At 58.8% G+C, this 17371-nt stretch carries 9 protein-coding genes; 5 read left to right on the top strand and 4 right to left on the bottom strand.

Annotated features, from left to right (window positions below):
- Nucleotides 1-15: 15 nt before the first annotated feature.
- The 3 genes from PMI35_RS13400 to PMI35_RS13390 are packed head-to-tail and all read left to right on the top strand — an operon-like array spanning nt 16 to nt 5210.
- Complete coding sequence (locus PMI35_RS13400) at nt 16-1032, top strand: WD40/YVTN/BNR-like repeat-containing protein (RefSeq protein WP_008060939.1); 1017 nt, start codon at nt 16-18, stop codon at nt 1030-1032.
- 50 nt (nt 1033-1082) lie between these two features.
- Nucleotides 1083-3509 (top strand): efflux RND transporter permease subunit, encoded by a 2427-nt coding sequence (locus PMI35_RS13395; protein ID WP_032831709.1) that lies wholly within the window; start codon nt 1083-1085, stop codon nt 3507-3509.
- 36 nt (nt 3510-3545) lie between these two features.
- A complete protein-coding gene (locus tag PMI35_RS13390) occupies nt 3546-5210 on the top strand; it encodes a hypothetical protein (RefSeq protein WP_008060944.1) in 1665 nt (554 codons plus the stop codon).
- Nucleotides 5211-5273: 63 nt separating this feature from the next.
- Here PMI35_RS13390 and PMI35_RS13385 read toward each other — a convergent pair whose 3' ends face one another.
- From PMI35_RS13385 to PMI35_RS33340, 3 genes are all read right to left on the bottom strand, one after another.
- Nucleotides 5274-5498 carry a hypothetical protein gene (locus tag PMI35_RS13385; RefSeq protein WP_008060946.1) on the bottom strand — a complete coding sequence of 75 codons (225 nt, stop codon included), beginning with the start codon at nt 5496-5498 and terminating at the stop codon, nt 5274-5276.
- A gap of 382 nt (nt 5499-5880) precedes the next feature.
- A complete protein-coding gene (locus PMI35_RS13380) occupies nt 5881-9831 on the bottom strand; it encodes an autotransporter outer membrane beta-barrel domain-containing protein (RefSeq protein ID WP_008060948.1) in 3951 nt (1316 codons plus the stop codon).
- 113 nt (nt 9832-9944) lie between these two features.
- Complete coding sequence (locus PMI35_RS33340) at nt 9945-11648, bottom strand: response regulator (RefSeq protein WP_008060950.1); 1704 nt, start codon at nt 11646-11648, stop codon at nt 9945-9947.
- A 116-nt stretch (nt 11649-11764) separates the two neighbouring features.
- Here PMI35_RS33340 and PMI35_RS13375 point away from each other — a divergent pair, with 116 nt between their 5' ends.
- Nucleotides 11765-12838 carry an NAD(P)-dependent alcohol dehydrogenase gene (locus PMI35_RS13375; RefSeq protein ID WP_008060952.1) on the top strand — a complete coding sequence of 358 codons (1074 nt, stop codon included), beginning with the start codon at nt 11765-11767 and terminating at the stop codon, nt 12836-12838.
- 537 nt (nt 12839-13375) lie between these two features.
- A complete protein-coding gene (locus PMI35_RS13370) occupies nt 13376-14230 on the top strand; it encodes a DNA-binding protein (RefSeq protein WP_008060954.1) in 855 nt (284 codons plus the stop codon).
- A gap of 838 nt (nt 14231-15068) precedes the next feature.
- On the opposite strand, the gene PMI35_RS35370 is transcribed toward PMI35_RS13370, so the two are convergent.
- A complete protein-coding gene (locus tag PMI35_RS35370; protein ID WP_008060962.1) occupies nt 15069-17303 on the bottom strand; it encodes a hypothetical protein in 2235 nt (744 codons plus the stop codon).
- Nucleotides 17304-17371: the final 68 nt, after the last annotated feature.

A 17371-nucleotide genomic window follows, 5' to 3' on the forward strand; every position in this document is an offset into this window, starting at 1 on the left:
ACGAGGATTTTCGCCATGTTCCAACAATGGCTTCGGCCTGTGATGGCTCTGGCTGCACTCAGTTGTTTGCCTGCGCTTGCCGAACCGGTATTCCAGGACCCGTTGGATACGCCCGCGATGCATAGCGTTCTGGCCACGTCGGCGCCACTCAATGCGGTGGCCAGGGCCGGTGATCGACTGGTGGCGGTCGGGTTGCGCGGGGTGATTCTGTACAGCGACGATCAAGGTACGTCCTGGGCGCAAGCCGAATCTCCCAGCAGTGTGGACCTGACTTCTGTTTATTTCGTGAACGCCCTGCAAGGCTGGGCGGTGGGGCATCAGGGTTTAGTGCTGCACAGCACGGACGGTGGCCGTACCTGGCTACGTCAGCTCGACAGCCTGCGCATTGGCGCACTGTTGAACCAACACTCAAACCGTGAAGCAGGTCAGGTGCCAACCGAGGGCAGTACGGATTTCCCTCTGCTGGACGTCTGGTTTGAAGATGCACTGCATGGTTTCGTCATTGGTGCGTTCAACCTTGTTTTCTACACCGAGGACGGCGGGCAAAACTGGAGCCCGTGGTCGGCGCACATGGACAACCCGCAGGGGTTGCATCTGTACGCCATTCGCCCAGCGGGCGACACGTTGTTCGTGGCGGGTGAGCAAGGGTTGCTGCTGCGATTGAATCGTAAAAAACAACGCTTTGAAGCGCTACCCACGCCTTACAACGGCAGTTACTTCAACCTGATTGGTACTCCGCAACTGATCCTGGCGATCGGCCTGCGCGGCAACGCCTACCGCAGCACCGACAAGGGGCAGACCTGGCAAAAGGTTAATACCGGCCTGGCGGCGAGCCTGGCCAGCGGCACAGTCCGCGCCGACGGTTCGATTGCCTTGGTCAGCCTGGCAGGGGATGTGCTGGTCAGTGATGACCAGGCGCAGTCCTTCAAACGCCTGAAAGTCGAGCGGTCCGCGCCCTTTTTTGGCGTGGCCGATATGGGCTCGGCCGGGCTTAGCCTGGTCGGCATGCGTGGCGTACGCGTAGCCCGATAACAAGAAAAACGGAGACTGCTGTGGTTACTGGCAAGAACACCCTTGATGACATGCCTGTCGTGCAACGCCTCGACGATTTCAACACCCATTCCGGTAACCGGCTCGAACGGTTGATCTTCAACTACCGTTGGGCAGTGATTGTATTTTGCGCCGTGATCAGCCTTGTGCTGGCGTATTCGGCAACGCGGCTGGTGCTCAATGCCAGCTTCGAAAAAACCATCCCGCAAAGTCATTCCTACGTTCAAAACTATCTGGAGCACCGCAGCGAGCTGCGGGGCCTGGGCAACGCCATCCGCATCGTGGTCGAAAATCCACAGGGCGATATTTTCGATCCGCATTATCTGGCGACCCTGCGCAAAATCAATGACGATCTGTTCCTGACCCCAGGCGTCGACCGCGCCTGGGTCAAGTCGTTGTGGATGCCGGCGGTGCGGTGGAACGAAGTCACTGAGGAAGGCTATTCGGGTGGTCCGGTGATGCCGGACTACTACGATGGCTCGGCCGCCAGCATCGACAGCCTGCGACAGAACATCGCCCGCGCGCAGCTGCAGGGCAACCTGGTGGCGGGCGATTTCAAGTCGAGCATGATTTTCCTGCCATTATTAGATAGGGATCCGGGCACTGGCCAGTCGCTGGATTACCGGCAGTTCTCCCGCGACCTGGAAAACCTGCGGGCCAAATACGAGCAGGGCGCGGAGACCGGCACGGTGCCGGTGCGCCTGCACATTGTCGGCTTCGCCAAAGTCATGGGCGAGCTGCTCGATGGCGTGCTCAAGGTCATGAGTTATTTTGCCGCTGCGGCGCTGATTGCTGCCCTGATCATCTACGGCTATACGCGTTGCGTGCGCAGCACCGTGCTGGTGCTGAGCTGTTCGTTGATCGCCGTGCTCTGGCAATTGGGCCTGGTGCAGGCCCTGGGTTACGAACTCGATCCCTACTCGATTCTGGTGCCGTTTCTGATCTTTGCCATCGGCGTATCCCACGGTGCACAAAAGATGAACGGCATCATGCAGGACATAGGCCGTGGCACCCATAAACTGGTCGCCGCGCGCTATACCTTCCGCCGACTCTTTCTCGCCGGCTTGACCGCGCTGCTCGCGGATGCCGTGGGTTTCGCCGTTCTGATCTTCGTTGACATCCCGGTGATCAAGGACCTGGCGATCACCGCCAGTATCGGTGTCGCGGTGTTGGTGTTCACCAACCTGATCCTGTTGCCGGTCATGCTGTCCTACTTCGGCGTGCGGTCTGCTGCGGCGCGGCGCGTATTGCGGCGCGAGGGTCGCGAATCGACGGTCTGGGCGCTGTTGGAGCGTTTTACCACCCGCCGCTGGGCCATCGTGACCATCGTGCTGTGGTTCGGCGTGGCCACGGTCGGCTTCGTCATCAGCCATCATTTGAAGATCGGCGACCTCGACCCCGGCGCACCCGAGCTGCGCCGGGATTCGCGCTACAACCTCGATAACGGCTACATCACCGATCACTACACGCTGTCCAGCGATCAGTTCGCGATCATCGTCAAGGCAGGCCCGGATGGTTGCCTCAAATACCCGACCATGATCGATATCGACCGACTCAGCTGGATGTTACAGAACACCCCTGGCGTTCAAACCACCAGTTCCTTCGCCGATGCCGCCCGGCGCATCACGGCGGGTTCTTTTGAGGGCAACAACAAGTGGCTGACTATTTCGCCGGTTCAGAACCTGCTCAACTACGCCGCGCGCTCCGCAGCGGCGAACAATCCTGATTTGTTCAACGAGGACTGCTCGGTGATCCCGGTGGTGGCTTATCTGACCGACCACAAGGCGGTGACCCTGGATGGCGTGGTCAAGGCCAGCGAGGAATTTGCCGCGGCACACAACAGCAACGACCGTCAGTTCCTGTTGGCCGCCGGGAGCGCCGGCATTGAAGCGGCCACCAACATCGTGGTCCGGGAGGCCAACCGCAGCATGCTGTTTTTCGTCTATGGCGCAGTCATCGTGCTTTGCTATGTGGCCTTTCGCAGCTGGCGAGCGGTGATCGTGGCGGTGGTGCCGCTGGTGATTACCTCGATCCTGTGCGAGGCGCTGATGGTGATTCTCGGCATGGGCGTGAAGGTGGCCACGCTTCCGGTCATCGCATTGGGCGTGGGCATTGGCGTCGACTACGCGCTGTATCTGCTCAGCGTGCAGCTGGGGCAACAACGGGCGGGTGCGACCTTGCGCGAAGCCTATCGGCATTCGGTGGATTTCACCGGCAGGGTGGTGGCATTGGTGGGCCTTACCCTGGCTGCGGGGGTTGTGACCTGGGCCTGGTCGCCGATCAAGTTCCAGGCTGACATGGGCATTCTGCTGACCTTCATGTTCGTGCTGAACATGGTGGGGGCCTTGGTGTTGATTCCGGCGATGTCGTATTTCCTGTTGCCGGATACCCGGTTTCATAAGGTTAGTCCGGTAAAGAACACGACTGGCTCGAAGGTTGAACAGAGCGCGTTGGTCTGAACTTCTGGAAAACAATGAAAACAAGAGGAGAGTTCGATGAATACACGGCGTGAATTTTTGCTGGGCAGCTTTACCGTTCTAGCGGCCGCGGTCGCGCTACCGTTGCTCCCCGGTGCAAGGGTGTTCGCGCAGTCCGCGATCCCACACATGCCTGGGCTCAACCCGTTCCTGGCAAAAGGCGCGTTTCCCATTTCACACAGCAACCCTGGGGCAACCGAGGCAGTGCCGCACGCTGGGCCGACCAAGGGGCGGCAGCTAACCGCGGCTGACGTGAAGACAATTCCCAATGTCTTCACCTCCCATCCGACTGTCAAGAACGTCGGTGGCCAGCGGATCATCATCGCATCGGGCGTCGACGGTATTCGCAAGATCCTGGCGACCGGCGACGCCTTTGAACTGATCGATTTCATTGCTTATCCGGGGCATGAGGACTATGTGGCGAAAGCCACGCCCGCCGCCATCGAAGCCGCCCTTGAGAAAGCCGATGCGGCCTACCGGGAGAAGGACGATACCGCCATCATGGCCCTGTCCGGACCGATGTCGGACATTGGCTTCAACCGGCGGCAAATAGCCGGGGGCGCTTACAACATGATCGACAAGGATGGTTTCCACTACGCGCCGTCCGGCGGGTTGACGATCGTCAAATCCACTGACGACAACCAGCCACGGGGCAAGCTGCGAATAGTGAAATCCAAGGATCTGGCTGCAGACGTACCTGCTGAGCTGAAAGCCAGCGTGACCTACATCGTCGGCATCACCATGAGCTATGCGGGGGATGTGATAGTGGCCGCCCACGGTGCAGTGTTCCTGCTTGACCGCGAGCTGGAGTTCAAAGCCCTGCTGCCGATTCCCGGCGAGGCTATTGAGAACAGTATTTGCGCGGATGAAAAGGGCATCTATGTCGTCACATCCAGGCGAATGCTCAAGGTTGTATGGACCGGTACCAAGCTTTCGTTCGACGAAACGGACGGCGGCTGGCAGTCGCCCTACAACACCATGAGCCCGGAAAAGGCGAAAGCCGCGGGCGCCCTGACGGTATCCGGTGGTTCGGGCACTACGCCTTCGCTGATGGGGTTTGGTGACGATCCGGACAAGCTCGTGGTTATTTCTGATGCCGATCCCGAGGGCGCACAGGTCGTAGCCTTCTGGCGCGATGAGATACCGGCCGATTTCAAGCAGCAACCCGGCACCCAATCGCGCCGTATCGCGGGCCAGATCAGGACCGATATTTCCAAGGTCACGATTGAACCCTCGTTCTCGGTACTTGGTTATGGGGTCGTGGTGCAGAACGGCGCCTATCCGCAACCCGTCCCCGACATCTGGAGCAACGCCTTCACTGCCGGTGTCACCCGGCCTGCGCCACAGGGCATACAAAAATTCACCTGGAACACTCAGACGCGAGCATTCGAGAAAAACTGGATCAATCAGGAAGTCGATAACACGGACGTGATGGTGCCCGTCATTGCCGCCGCCAATCGCATGATTTATCTGGCAAGCAAAAAGGATGGTATCTACGAATACCTCGGCGTCGATTGGGACACTGGCGAGACCAAAGCGCGCTGGCCGTTCCCCGACGACAGCCGCAAGTGGAACGCCTGGGGCGGCATCACAGCGCTGCTGGAAGACGGCGATCTGTTGATAGCCGGTGTATTCGCTATCAAGCGAGTCAACATCGGCGGTAATGGGCAATCGATCGCATAAGGAAGGAAATCAATGTACCGGGCAACTGAAGCATCGCCCGGTACATGATGTTCACCGTGACACTCAACACGACATCGCGTAGACAGGACGCGCAGCGACGTCCTTTGAAATCCTCCTCAACGATTCGGCCTCGTTCAACAACACCTCAATGATCCCGAGCACATTTTTACCCTCCGCAAGCGTCAGTTGATGAACGATACCCATCAAATCGAATGCGCAGTTTTTGTTGAGTGAAGCCGATCTGATGAGCTTCAGTTGCAGTTGTTGACTTTGAAGCAAGGCGTCCATCGATCATTTCCTCGTTAACGCGCCATAGGTTGTAGCCGTCTGGTTGTGCATCTGCACCACCCAGGCGAGGTTCTTTTCCTCTTCCTCTTCCACAGCTCGGGCAAGCGCCTCGCTGGCGCTACGCCGGCTCGCTCTCGTCGAGCTTGCTGCGCAGAAACTGCGACGGCGGTTGTGCCGGATCACTCGAACAAAAGGGTTCATGGTTTATCTCTGCGAAGGGGGCGGTGACGGCCTGAGAATTCAGGAAGATGCGCCCCTTTACCTGATGTTTGAACCATGTTCTCACTCAGCGGTGGCAGCGAGGTATCGGGGAATCACGAAAGTGCTGTAGTGCAATAACTACAAAAACGAGCCCCGATACTGGATCGGGGCTCGCGTCAGTTCAGAACTTGACCTTGATGCCAAGGATGCCTTCGTAGCTTCGGCTATCGCCTTCGAAAGCCTTCTGGTACCCCACCGACCCGGTCACGGAAGTGCGGTCGTTGATCTGGTAGTCGACACCGAGGTTGAGTTCACCCCAGGTACCGCGCATGTCATTGGTGAAGGGTACGTATCCGGCGGCCGAGGAGAATTCGGTTTTCGGCTGGCCCTTGAACTCATGCCAGACGCTTGGGCGCACCCAGGCGTTGATGCGTTGCAGCTCGCCTTTGTCGTCTTCACGGAACCAGTCCTTGTCGACCCGCACGCCCAGGCGGCCAGTCAGCGAGTCGACATCGTTGAAACGGACCTCGGCAGCACCGTCTTGGGCATTCTTGATGTTGGACTTCGAGTAGACCACTTGCGCCTGGGGTTCGATGTACATCTCCTTGTCGGCGTCGAGGATGAACGGCCGGCCGACTTCCACCGAAGCGGTCACGCCATGGCCACGGGTTTTCAGCTTGTCCGCGTCGCCGGGTTTGGCCTCGGCTTTGAACCGGTGCAACTGCAATACGCTGTCGACGTAGCTGCCCGTCGGGGTGTAGTGGGTCCAGTAGCCACCCAGACTGATGGCGCGCAGGCCATCAGAGCCGGCGAACTTGCCATCCGTACGATCGACGCTGCCGTCGATGCTGCCGATGCCAAGGGACAGGCCAGCCTGATTGGTGCGACCAAAGGCGTCCTCGCTGTGATAGAGGTCGATACCGACCTGGAAGGCGCGCACCGAGTAGTCGTGGTTGAAGCTGGCAGAGGAATCCTTGCCGTTGCTGTAGATCACTCGACCCCAACCCAGCGATGGGCCGGCAGTGCGTTCGTCTTCGTAGAGCAACGGGTCGACGGTGGCCCGGCGGCGTTCTTCGCCAACCCGTTCGTGCAGCGTGTCGACCATGGCCCGGCTGTAGTGCAGCGCCATGGCCGGGATGCCTTGGTACAGCGATGTTTCGGCGCGGTAGTTGGGCGCCTGTGGAAATACCGGCGCAGGGGAGACCGGCACCTCAGGATCAGTGGGTGTAATCGGATTTACAGGATCGGTCGGTATGATCGGATTTACCGGGTCAGTCGGTACGTCCCTGGTCGAGCGCAGATACCAGGCCTGTTCGTTGCTGTCGTCCTGGCTGGCGCGGTGCAGGGTGTACTCGTATGGGCCGGCCTTGACCTGGCTGAGCAGACGAAATGCTTCAGGTTGGGTGGTACCGCCGTTGACCGCATCGACCACCATGATGCCGTTGCCTGTGGTCAATGCACCGGCGCCGCCGGCGTTCTTGATCTGCAGGTTGGTGCTGCCGCTGGCCTGGCCACCGTCCACCACCAGCCGATCCGAGGGCGAGCCGTCATCGAACAGATAAGTGTTCAGAGCAATGGTGCCATTTTCGCCGTGATAGTTGTTCACGGTCAGTTGTTTGAAGGTGTTGCCCACGGGTGCACTGAAGTCGATCAGGCTGGCGTTGTTGCGCAGGTGGCTCAGGTTCGAAGGCCCTGTGAGTTGCCATATGCTGATATCACGCAGGGTCACATCGGACTGACTGCCCGCGGCCGTGGTGGCCGCGCCACTCACGACCGAGCCGGAGAGGTCGATGTGCGCGTTGCCGGCGGCGGTCGGCGAGGCCGCCGTGTCGAGCCACAGGCGGCTGCCGCCAACGCTTGAGTCAGTCAATTGCAGGGAGGCGGGTCCACGAGTGCTGATGGTGCCGCCATCGATGTTGCGCAGAATGCCGTTGTTGACGCTGGCTTGCGGCGTATAAAAATCGCTGCCGCTTAGCGCCAGGGCTGCCGAGCCTGCACCCGAGGCGCTCAGGGTGACGCGGTCGGCATCGATGCGTGCATCGTTTTCCGCCATTGCCGCGTGTGCTTTTGCGCCGGAGGTGGTCGTGCTGACATTTTCAAGGGCAATGACACTGGGAACGCCTGCGGTAAATTCACCGTTGCTCAGGCTGTACGCACCATGAGCGCTGGCGCCGGTGGTGTTGATCACGCTGTTGGTAGCGGCCAGCACACCACCGTTGACGGCATTCAGGCCTGGGGCATTGCTGCCGCTTGTGGAAACTGAAGCGTTGTTGAGTGTCAGGGTCGCCTTGCGTTCGCCGTGCGCCACGCTGTCTTGCTTGACCATGGCACCGGCCGCGCTGGCGCCGAAGGTGCGGACATTGACATTGTCGGCAAACAGACCCGCGACAATATGGTCCCCTGGCCATTCGACCAGCGAATACAAACCGTGGGCCGATTGGCCTTCAGTCGTGACCGACAGATTGTTCAGATAGGCCATACTGCCGTCATCCACGCCGACACCATGGGCCATGCGACCAAAGGTGTGGACGGCGGTACCGTCGGCCCACAACGTAGTGGGTTTGCTGGCGTCCCCGCTGGGTTTCAAGGCGATCCCGATGGCGCGGGTACCCGCGAGCAGATCCGCGTCGCCATGGGTGGTCACCGAGCCGCCTTCCAGCCGAGCATGCGCGCCGGTACTGAGCACCAGGCCTTCCGACTCACCTTTACCGAACGTCTCGATTTGCATATTGCGGGCGTTCAATGTGCTTGGCGGCAGGCCAGCATCCTGAACGACGCCATTGATGCGCACGCCTTGGGTGTTGTCCTTGAGTGCGGTGATCGAGCTATTGGTGACGTTCACTTCAGCCTGGGATTGAGCCAGGATGCCGTGCGCGCCGGCTTTCTCGGAAACAATTTCCGACTGGTCCAGGGTGAATCTGGCCCCGGCATCGTTAACGTTCACGCCCTTGCTGCCATTCCAGACATCTTCCTTGATGGTCAAACGGCTGTCGGACAGGCTGGCTGCAGCACCGCCACTGACCACCACACCGTGGGAGAGCCCGTTGACCGTACCGCCGGCCAGTCCGTGCATGACGATATCGGTGTTTTCCACGTCGATGTTCGAACCGGCGCCTTTGGCGAACAGGCCGTACATGCCGGCACCGGTGACATCCAGCGTGCTGTGTGCACCGCCTACTGACACGGAACCGCCGGACTCGGCATGCACGACACCCATGCCGAGGCTCTTCACGTTGTTTGGATTGCTATAGGTCAGCTCGCTGTTTTTCAGGGCGACGGCCGCACCGGACTCGACACGTACCGCGCTGGTGTTGGTTGCGGTCATATCCACTTTGACGCCGTTGCCATCGATGCGGCTGCCGTCATCCAATGCCAGCAGCCCGTGGCTGCCTGACCCGGTAGTAGCGACTTGAACATTGTTCAGTTGCACCTGGCCGCCGTCCAGGGCCACCGCGCCACGGGAGCCCTTGGCAACCGTGCTGACGTCGCCGCCCTTGAAGTCGATCCGACTACCGGCGCCGCGGGCGATCAGGCCGGTGTTGTTGCTGCCTGAGGCGCCACCCATGCTGATGGAAGCGTTGGTCAAGTCGATTTGGCCGCCATTCTCGGCAATGACGCCGGTCATGTTGCTGACATTGAGCGGTACGTTCGCCGTGTTCTTCGGAATCAGAATCACGTTGGCATTCCGCGCTTCGATACGGCCACCGTCGGCGGCGTGCAAACCACGCTGACCGTTGGCCGAGACCGTGCTGGTGGAGCCACTGTCCACCTTGCCGCGATCGAAGTTGATTGCGATGCCTGACAGCGCTTGCACGCCGGTGGCGTTCGCGGCACGTAGCGTGACCGATTCGTCGCTGTGGTCACCGTCAGTGGCGATGCCAACACCGCCGGCCGTGGTCACGGTGGCACCGAGCAGGAAAACCTGAGGCGCGTTGCGCAGCGCCTCCATGGCGATTGCAAGGTAGAAGGGTGGAGTGTCAGGGGTGCCGGGGATCGTCGCCCAATCTGCGGTTTGCGCCTCGGTGATATTGATGTTGAAAAGGCCGGCCAGGATCAGGCTCAGTGCAGTAGCCAGCTTGTTGCGACGCAGGTGGGTAAGGGCACCATGCGTGGTATTTGTGTAAGTAGTCATGGCGAAATCTCTGATGAATGGTGTTGCTCAGAGTTTTCGCCTCAGGGGTATTAGGGTCTGTCGTAGCTTCCTGTGTCTTCTGTAGTGCAATCCCTACAGGAATATCTTGCGCGTCAACCCGACTGGGTGAACCGCAGGGAGAGGAGGGCGAGCGGGAGCTCAGTCGCTGGCTGTTCGAGTTCCAGAGAACCGCCCATGAGTGCCGCAAGGTGGGAGCACAGCGCGCGTCGCGGGTTGATCGCATCCAGGTCCAGACCGTCGGCGAGTCCCTCGGCTCGCGACGTTGGGCCTGGTTCCACGCTCAACTCCCAGAGTAATTCGGCCTGGGTGGATGCAGTCATCCGACACACTACCGTGAGTTCCGGTAGTCCCAGGTCAATGCAATATTCCAGCAGCGCCCGCAGTAATTGCCGGTAACGGGACGCGTCAACCCAACACCTGGCGGGCGATGGAGCCAGGGTCAAAAGAACTGACCCCGGATACCGGCTGTTGAAGTCGGCGATTTCGAGATCGGTCTGTCGACCCAGCTCAGCGGCGCGGGGCATCAGCACGAGGGTTCCCCGTTCGATGCGCACCAGATCCAGCAACACCTCAAATTGTTCGTGCAGTGTCTGCAGTTGGGCCTGAGCCTTGATCACATTTTCGTTATCAGGCCATTGAACGGCCAGCGGGCGTACGGACTTCTGAATCGATCGGATCATGGTCAGCAGGTGCTCACCGGTATCGTGTAGGAACTGAGTGCGGGTGCGGCTGATTGCCTTGCCTGACTCGCGGGCCTGGGTCAGGGCGGTGATTTGCTGGTCCTGCTCGGAGAGATCTACCGTCGAGCAGAGCATGCCGATCAGGGTTCCCTGGTCGTCACGAAAAGGTACCTGCCAAGTTCGAATGGCAATACGTCGGCCTTGGTAGTCCAGGATTTCATCAGAACAGTAAGGTTGCTCCAGCGCTATGTTCTGCAAGTAACGGGTGTGGAGTTTGAGTGCTTGTTCCGGCGGCAGCATATCGCTGTCGATAATGCGCATACCCGTGGCCTGTTCCGGGCTGATGTCATGGAACTCCAGGAACCGGCCATTGCAGGCCAGCAAGTAGCCTTCGGTATCGCGTAGGGCAACAGGGAAGGGCATGGCATCAAACATGTGATGAAATTGCGCGTTATCCAGCCCGCCGGTTTCTGACTGCGTTGCAATACCCCCCAACAGGCCTTGTCGCCACGCGATCTCCAACAGTTGGGCCAGGGAGTCGACATTCAGCTTTTGCTGAAGGCGTGTCTTATAGGTACTGACCGTGCGATCACTGAGGGCCAGCTCATCGGCGATTTCCTTATTGCTACGGCCATTGGCCAGGTAGCGCAGCACAGTCAACTCGCGGGCGGACAGGCTGCGCAATTGCTCTGCTTCGGCCTTGAGACCAATCTGCGGCGCGACGCTGCCCACCCAGTGACTGGGGAAATAACTGTGACCGCGCAGCAGCGTGCGTACCGCTTCGCCCAGCTCATCGAAGTCATCCTGTTTGCTGATGAACCCGGTGCCGCCGGCCTGCAAGGTCAGCCCGGCGAAGTGTTCGCTGCTTTGCGCCGTCAGCACCAGGACGGGCACTTTGCTACCTTGCTGGCGCAAGCGCTGAATCACTTCCAGCCCGCCGAGGCGTGGCAGCACCAGGTCGAGGATCAGCAAGGACGGCTCAAGCCGCAATGTTTGTCGTAAGGCATCCGCGCCGTCATCCAGCTCGGCAACAATCGAATGCCCTTGTGCCTCCAGTACCTGGCGTATGGCGTGACGAATCAGCGGCTGTTCGTCGGCGATCACAATGTTGCTCATTCCGGGCCCTCCTGGCTGGAGTCTGGTCAGTTTAGTCGCAACCTTTGATCCGGCAATCGGGCAAACCCCGGATTTGGTGCTGAACTCAATCGCAGCACTGATCAGGAGGGATCACCATGGCGACCATGAAAGCTGCAATATTCGTCGAGAAAAACCGGATTGTTCTCGACGACAAACCCATTCCCGAAGTCGGGCCCCTGGATGCACTGGTGCGCATTACCACCACCACGATCTGTGGCACCGACGTGCACATCCTGCGCGGCGAATACACAGTGGCCAAGGGCCTAACTGTGGGCCACGAACCGGTGGGCGTGATCGAACGCTTGGGCTCGCAGGTACGCGGCTTTGTCGAAGGCCAGCGCGTGATTGCGGGTGCGATCACCCCCAGCGGCCAGAGTTACGCCTGCCTGTGCGGTTGTGGTTCGCAGGATGGCCCAGACACCCGCCATGGCTTCCGGGCCACCGGCGGCTGGAAGTTCGGCAACATCATCGATGGTTGCCAGGCTGAATACGTGTTGGTGCCGGATGCGCTGGCCAATCTGTGTCCGATTCCGGATGGTCTGAGCGACGAACAGGTGCTGATGTGCCCGGACATCATGTCCACCGGATTCTCCGGGGCCGAGCGAGGCGGGGTGGAGATCGGCGATACCGTCGCGGTGTTTGCCCTGGGGCCGATCGGGCTCTGTGCGGTGGCCGGTGCACGGCTTAAAGGCGCGACTACGATCATTGGCGTTGATGCTGTGGGTGAACGCATGAGCGTCGCCAAACAACTGGGAGCCACCCATGTCGTCAATTTCAAGGACGGCGACGTGGTTGAACAAATCATGGCCCTGACGGATGGGCGCGGCGTGGATGTGTCCATCGAGGCGCTGGGCACTCAGGGGACTTTCGAGTCGGCGCTGCGGATTCTGCGCCCCGGTGGCCGGCTCTCCAGCCTCGGCGTGTACTCTAGCGACCTGCGCATTCCTCTGGACGCATTTGCTGCCGGGTTGGGAGATTACAGCATCATCACGACGTTGTGCCCGGGTGGGAAAGAACGCATGCGAAGGTTGATGGCGGTGGTGGAGAGTGGCGGGGTGGATTTGTCGCCGTTGGTGACTCATCGGTACAAGCTGGATGACATAGAAGCGGCGTATGAGCTGTTTGCTCACCAAAGGGATGGCGTCATGAAGGTTGCAATTGCCCCATGAGGTTTTATGAAAAAATGAGACTCCATGTGGTTGGCTCTACTGGTCTTATATTCACCGGCTTGCAGTTGGGCTACTTACCGGTTTTGACCGATAGTTATCCTTCATGAAGGGTTTCTATTCCATGACTTGTCGACCGCCAGTCTGGATTCACTACGTACTCATCAAATTCAAGCCGCTTGCGCCCACCGATGCGTTTGAACCGTTGCCGGCATACGACTTATGGACACTCCGCACAACCAAGTATCTTTCAACTGCGCGGCAGCTGTCCTCAAAACTCTAAAACCGAAGTTTGCAGGGGCAAAACTGAATCTGTAATGCACCTGTGCCGTACCCAAGTCGCTTGCACAAGCCTGGGATAGGTACATTGCGGGACCGGCAAGCACAAATTGAACCGTTAGCTGGGGGCCGTCGACTGCAAGAGTTTCAGATTTGCAGATCTCTTTGCACGACAGTTTCAAATTTATCTTTCATTTGGGGGGCGTTACCGGCATTTCTGATGGAAAAGTTTCAAATTCATGAAGTCGCAAGGCAGTAGGGGTGCCGGAAAACGACGTGTTTGCCGCCGCGGATGCGGTGTTGGCCCGTGGGGAACGGCCAACGGTGGAACGTGTCCGCCTGGAACTGGGGCGCGGCAGTCCGGCGCGGGTCGGTGGCCTGCTCGATCAGTGGTGGGCACGCTTGGCCGAACGCCTGAGTGGCGAGATCCGCTTGCCGGCATTACCGAACGAGGTGTCACAAGCTTTTGTTGCGGTGTGGCAACAGGCAATCCTTCTCGCGCAAGGTGTCGCCGAACAGGCATTGGACAAACAACGACAGGTAGTCGCCGCAGAGCGTGAGCGGGTCGCTGCCGTCGAGGAGCAGGCGCGTCAGGATGCGGCGCAGTTTCGGCAGCAAACGGTGGAGGCAGTGGCGGGACGCCTAACCGTCGAGACGCGACTGGCTGACCTCGAGTTGTTGCTGGCGCAGCGTCAGACTCAGATCGAGGACCTGCAGCAACAGCGTGAAGACCTGTTGCGCGAGCGCGGCGAGGCTCAGCAACAAAGTCAGACACTCCAGCAGGAAATGCAGGCGCTGCGGCTAAAGATGGAGCAGGAGCGCATCGCCCAGGAAAGCTACGTCCGTGGCGTCGAAAATCGCGCTTACCGCGAGGTCGATCACGCTAGGGAGGAGGGCAAAGCGATGATGATCCAACTCAAAGCCACCGGGCGGCAGGTCGAGCAGTTACAACGGCGGCTGGAGTCGACTCAAAACGAGCTCAGTCAATCTAGGCAATTGACTGCGGCACAGCAGGCCCGCGCCGAAGCCCTAGAACAACAATTGACGAAGGTGCGTCAGGTTCCCGCCGTCAAGCGTAAGCCCAAATCCCGAAAATCCGTAGTATCGACCGATTGAATCCACAGCCATCAGCGGCCATTCCACACTCCGGCTTGCAGCCTGCGATCCCGATGCAGCAATCAGCTGAACTGAACCTGAGGTTCAGCTTCAGTCCATGAGCGACTGAATTGCCTTAACGGCCTCATTCCTTATTGGATAGGCATACGGATTATGCCAGTTGAGCCGCACCGACTGGATCAAGCCATGATCGCCGCAGCCCGTTTTCCGCTTCGTAGCGATCCGGCGAAGAGCCAGTTCTGCGGCTAAGAGCCCTCGGAACCGGGGGCTGAGGGATGATCGGGGGTGAATCTAGGTGGTGACAGCAGGATTGACACAGCGATTATGGATTGACTATTGTTCATCTGCGCCTAGGCGTGAACCACAGGGTGGTTACAGGGATCTTCGGATCGCACCCCTCTTCTGATGAAAGTCAGATGGCCCAGTGCCAGGTAACAGCGTCCTGCCCCGTCGAACGCATGCAATCGACGGCTGAGAATCCCGCCTAAAGCGGGATTCGTCGTTTCTGGCCTTTCAACTACCCGGAAGTAAATATCGAAATTTCTGGCATGTAAATATCCAAAACCGTGTAGCTCCTTCCGGTTTTGGATATTTACTTCCAACACGTCGCTGTGTGAAAACTGCATAAGCGTCCGGTAGCCGGACGCTTACGATCTTTCCAGTAATCCACGACCTTGAGGGCCATGCCAATTCTCCGGGGTGAGCTGCCGCTCGCTGGCGAAATCATCGAAGGATGGCGTGTCGATGAACCCTTCATGGGCGAAGGAAGACTGCACGCATAGGAGATCGGCCGACCATTTGAGTGGCGGCCACGATACCGGGCCGGCCCTCTGGATCCTCAGGCGTCCCGAAAGCTTCTCGGCGGTGTCGCGTCGATCCCGATCACTCGAATAAATCGCCTGCGATCCTGCCCTTCTAATTCAAGAGCCCGGGTCTGAAGCAATTTAATGAGCTCACTGAATGTCATTCGATCGGAACCTGTAGGGTAATGCCATTTTCGATCTTTCTCCTGCAGCACAATGACTAGGAAGCCTGTCGTTGCATTGCGGTTGCGCATGTACTGCCCCACCAACTGGTGCTCGAGTGCTTCCAAATACTGGGGCACGGTCCAGCGCATGGACATCTTGAGTTCGATGGAGGCGTAGTCTGAACCTTTCCGACAAAGCACATCCCGTCGCGTGGCCTCTGCTGTCTCGGACTCCCGAGTGACGGTATAACGAGCCCCCGCGAGGTGATTCATTTCACTCCCAAGCAAGGCCTGAAAATCGGCTTCCAACGCGAGGCCTTCCTTGTCGGTACTGATGCGAGAAAAGTTCACGGCGCTGAAGAACCGACGAAGACTGAACTCACCTTTTTCAATGCTGTACTTCACGGCCAGAAGGTCTTCCTGGACCGCCAGCGCCAGCGAAAGTGTGCCGGCGACTGGCTGCCTGAAGTCGTCATCGAACTTGTCAAAATCCCGTTGCAATACTGGCGAACGACTGAAGCGTGCTTCCTGCATGTCGAATAAAACACTGCTCAGGTACTGTACTTGCTCGTCGCCCGCAACCTTGCGAATTGCCTCAAGGGCTTCATAGGCTCTTGTCGACCCTGCTGCAGCAATGGCGGGTATGAGCGCATCACGCAGTTGCTCGGCAGCATCCCGATTACCTGGCGTATACACACTTCCTTCAGGATGCTCGATGTCGTTCTCAGGTCGGACGATACCGAAGGTCCATCTATAAAGGGCGGCCAGTGTGTCAACCCCGTCGTCACTCTGTTTGGCGAGCCCGATCACTTTCGACCCATAGTCCTTTCCGAGGTAGGCCGCCAGTTCGAAAACAAAACTCTGTGCTTGGGGACGGGCGTCAACCAGCCACCGCTCAAGATGGGATTTGAAGGAATCTGGATGGGTAGTAAGCCAGAAAGCCCCCCACATGACACTTTGTGCCACTGTTTCCAGTAGAGCGGGCTGAATGACGCTCTCGCCTGATTCAGTAAGCATGGCCGTGCTGAATGTCGCCTGAAGTCGGCTCGACGCCTGCGCCTCAATCACGTCTTGAGTTGTTGTGCCAGGAACATTGCTTACCAGATTGAGGAGCGACTCGGTCGTGTGATTTCTGCACCGTGGCTGTTTAAGAAGAAAGGACCAGGCCGCCGGCGCCAACGCTGTCTGAATGCTCTCCGGTGCGTTTTTTAATTCAACAAGCAACTCTTCTGCGTGTTCGAAGGAGGTTGGCCCCCGATCCGCGCGCGCGATCAGCTGCTGTAACTCGACAATCGCCACAGCCTGGTGTGCGTCGACCAATGGCCAGAACCATTTAGGAAATCCGTTGATTTCAAAGCAAGCGTATTGAATGGCCTGTCCTACCTGGCTCCCCGACAAGGTCGGCAAATCGGTGCCGTCGCGAAGCTCTTGGCATAGGCCCAGCAAGCCAGCCACGGTGATGTGGTACGTAGACCTTGGTTCATCCTCCTTAAACATTGGCAGTTGATCGCGCCAAAGCGTGGACAGCCCGGCCTTGAATGCGGTTGCCAGGTCAGCGCCAGCGACCGCCGCCACGGGCTCGATGCTAACGTCGCTGTAGCGGGACGACGTGTTTGCCTGCAAAAGCCAGCTAACCAACCAGGCAATTGTCTGACGTCCAGAGCCGTCACGGATCAGCTCAATCTCTTTGTGCAGGGTTGCCAGTGATGTGGCGTCCATGGTCAAGCGACTCTGTCGAATTTCCTTGGCCGTCGGCCGGGGCTTTTTGCCAGCCGTGGTGTTAGCTTGAGATTTCAGAATCGCGGACCGCAGCGGGTCTGACATGAGCGTCGTGGCGTCCTCCAAGGTGGGTTCACAGATAAAGCCAAAGCCAAAAATTGCTTGCATGAGCAATTCAGCATTTGGGACTGTTAGCTGTAGGATTTTCCGAAGGAGTTCCAAGCGTACCGCCGGGTTCTGGCCAAGCGCTGTGCGCAGAGCTGAAAAATCACTCGAACCATAAAAGCATTCGCGGAAAAACCGACGGATGATGAGGCAAAGGAGAACTACGCGGGCTTCATAGCGGATCCCTAAACGAGTGATAAGCGAGGCCAGTACATCGATCACAAAACTGATCCTACGATCGGAGAAGTCCGAATAGACTTTCTTTCGGGCGTCGGGCAGATGACGGTCCC

It is taken from the genome of Pseudomonas sp. GM78 (genome assembly GCF_000282475.1).
Classification (GTDB): Bacteria; Pseudomonadota; Gammaproteobacteria; order Pseudomonadales; family Pseudomonadaceae; genus Aquipseudomonas.

Bases quoted from the DNA above. Each gene is read 5' to 3' on its own strand.
- PMI35_RS13400 (WP_008060939.1), top strand. From the start codon at position 16: ATGTTCCAACAATGGCTTCGGCCTGTGATGGCTCTGGCTGCACTCAGT.
- PMI35_RS13395 (WP_032831709.1), top strand. From the start codon at position 1,083: ATGCCTGTCGTGCAACGCCTCGACGATTTCAACACCCATTCCGGTAAC.
- PMI35_RS13390 (WP_008060944.1), top strand. From the start codon at position 3,546: ATGAATACACGGCGTGAATTTTTGCTGGGCAGCTTTACCGTTCTAGCG.
- PMI35_RS13385 (WP_008060946.1), bottom strand. From the start codon at position 5,498: ATGGACGCCTTGCTTCAAAGTCAACAACTGCAACTGAAGCTCATCAGA.
- PMI35_RS13380 (WP_008060948.1), bottom strand. From the start codon at position 9,831: ATGACTACTTACACAAATACCACGCATGGTGCCCTTACCCACCTGCGT.
- PMI35_RS33340 (WP_008060950.1), bottom strand. From the start codon at position 11,648: ATGAGCAACATTGTGATCGCCGACGAACAGCCGCTGATTCGTCACGCC.
- PMI35_RS13375 (WP_008060952.1), top strand. From the start codon at position 11,765: ATGGCGACCATGAAAGCTGCAATATTCGTCGAGAAAAACCGGATTGTT.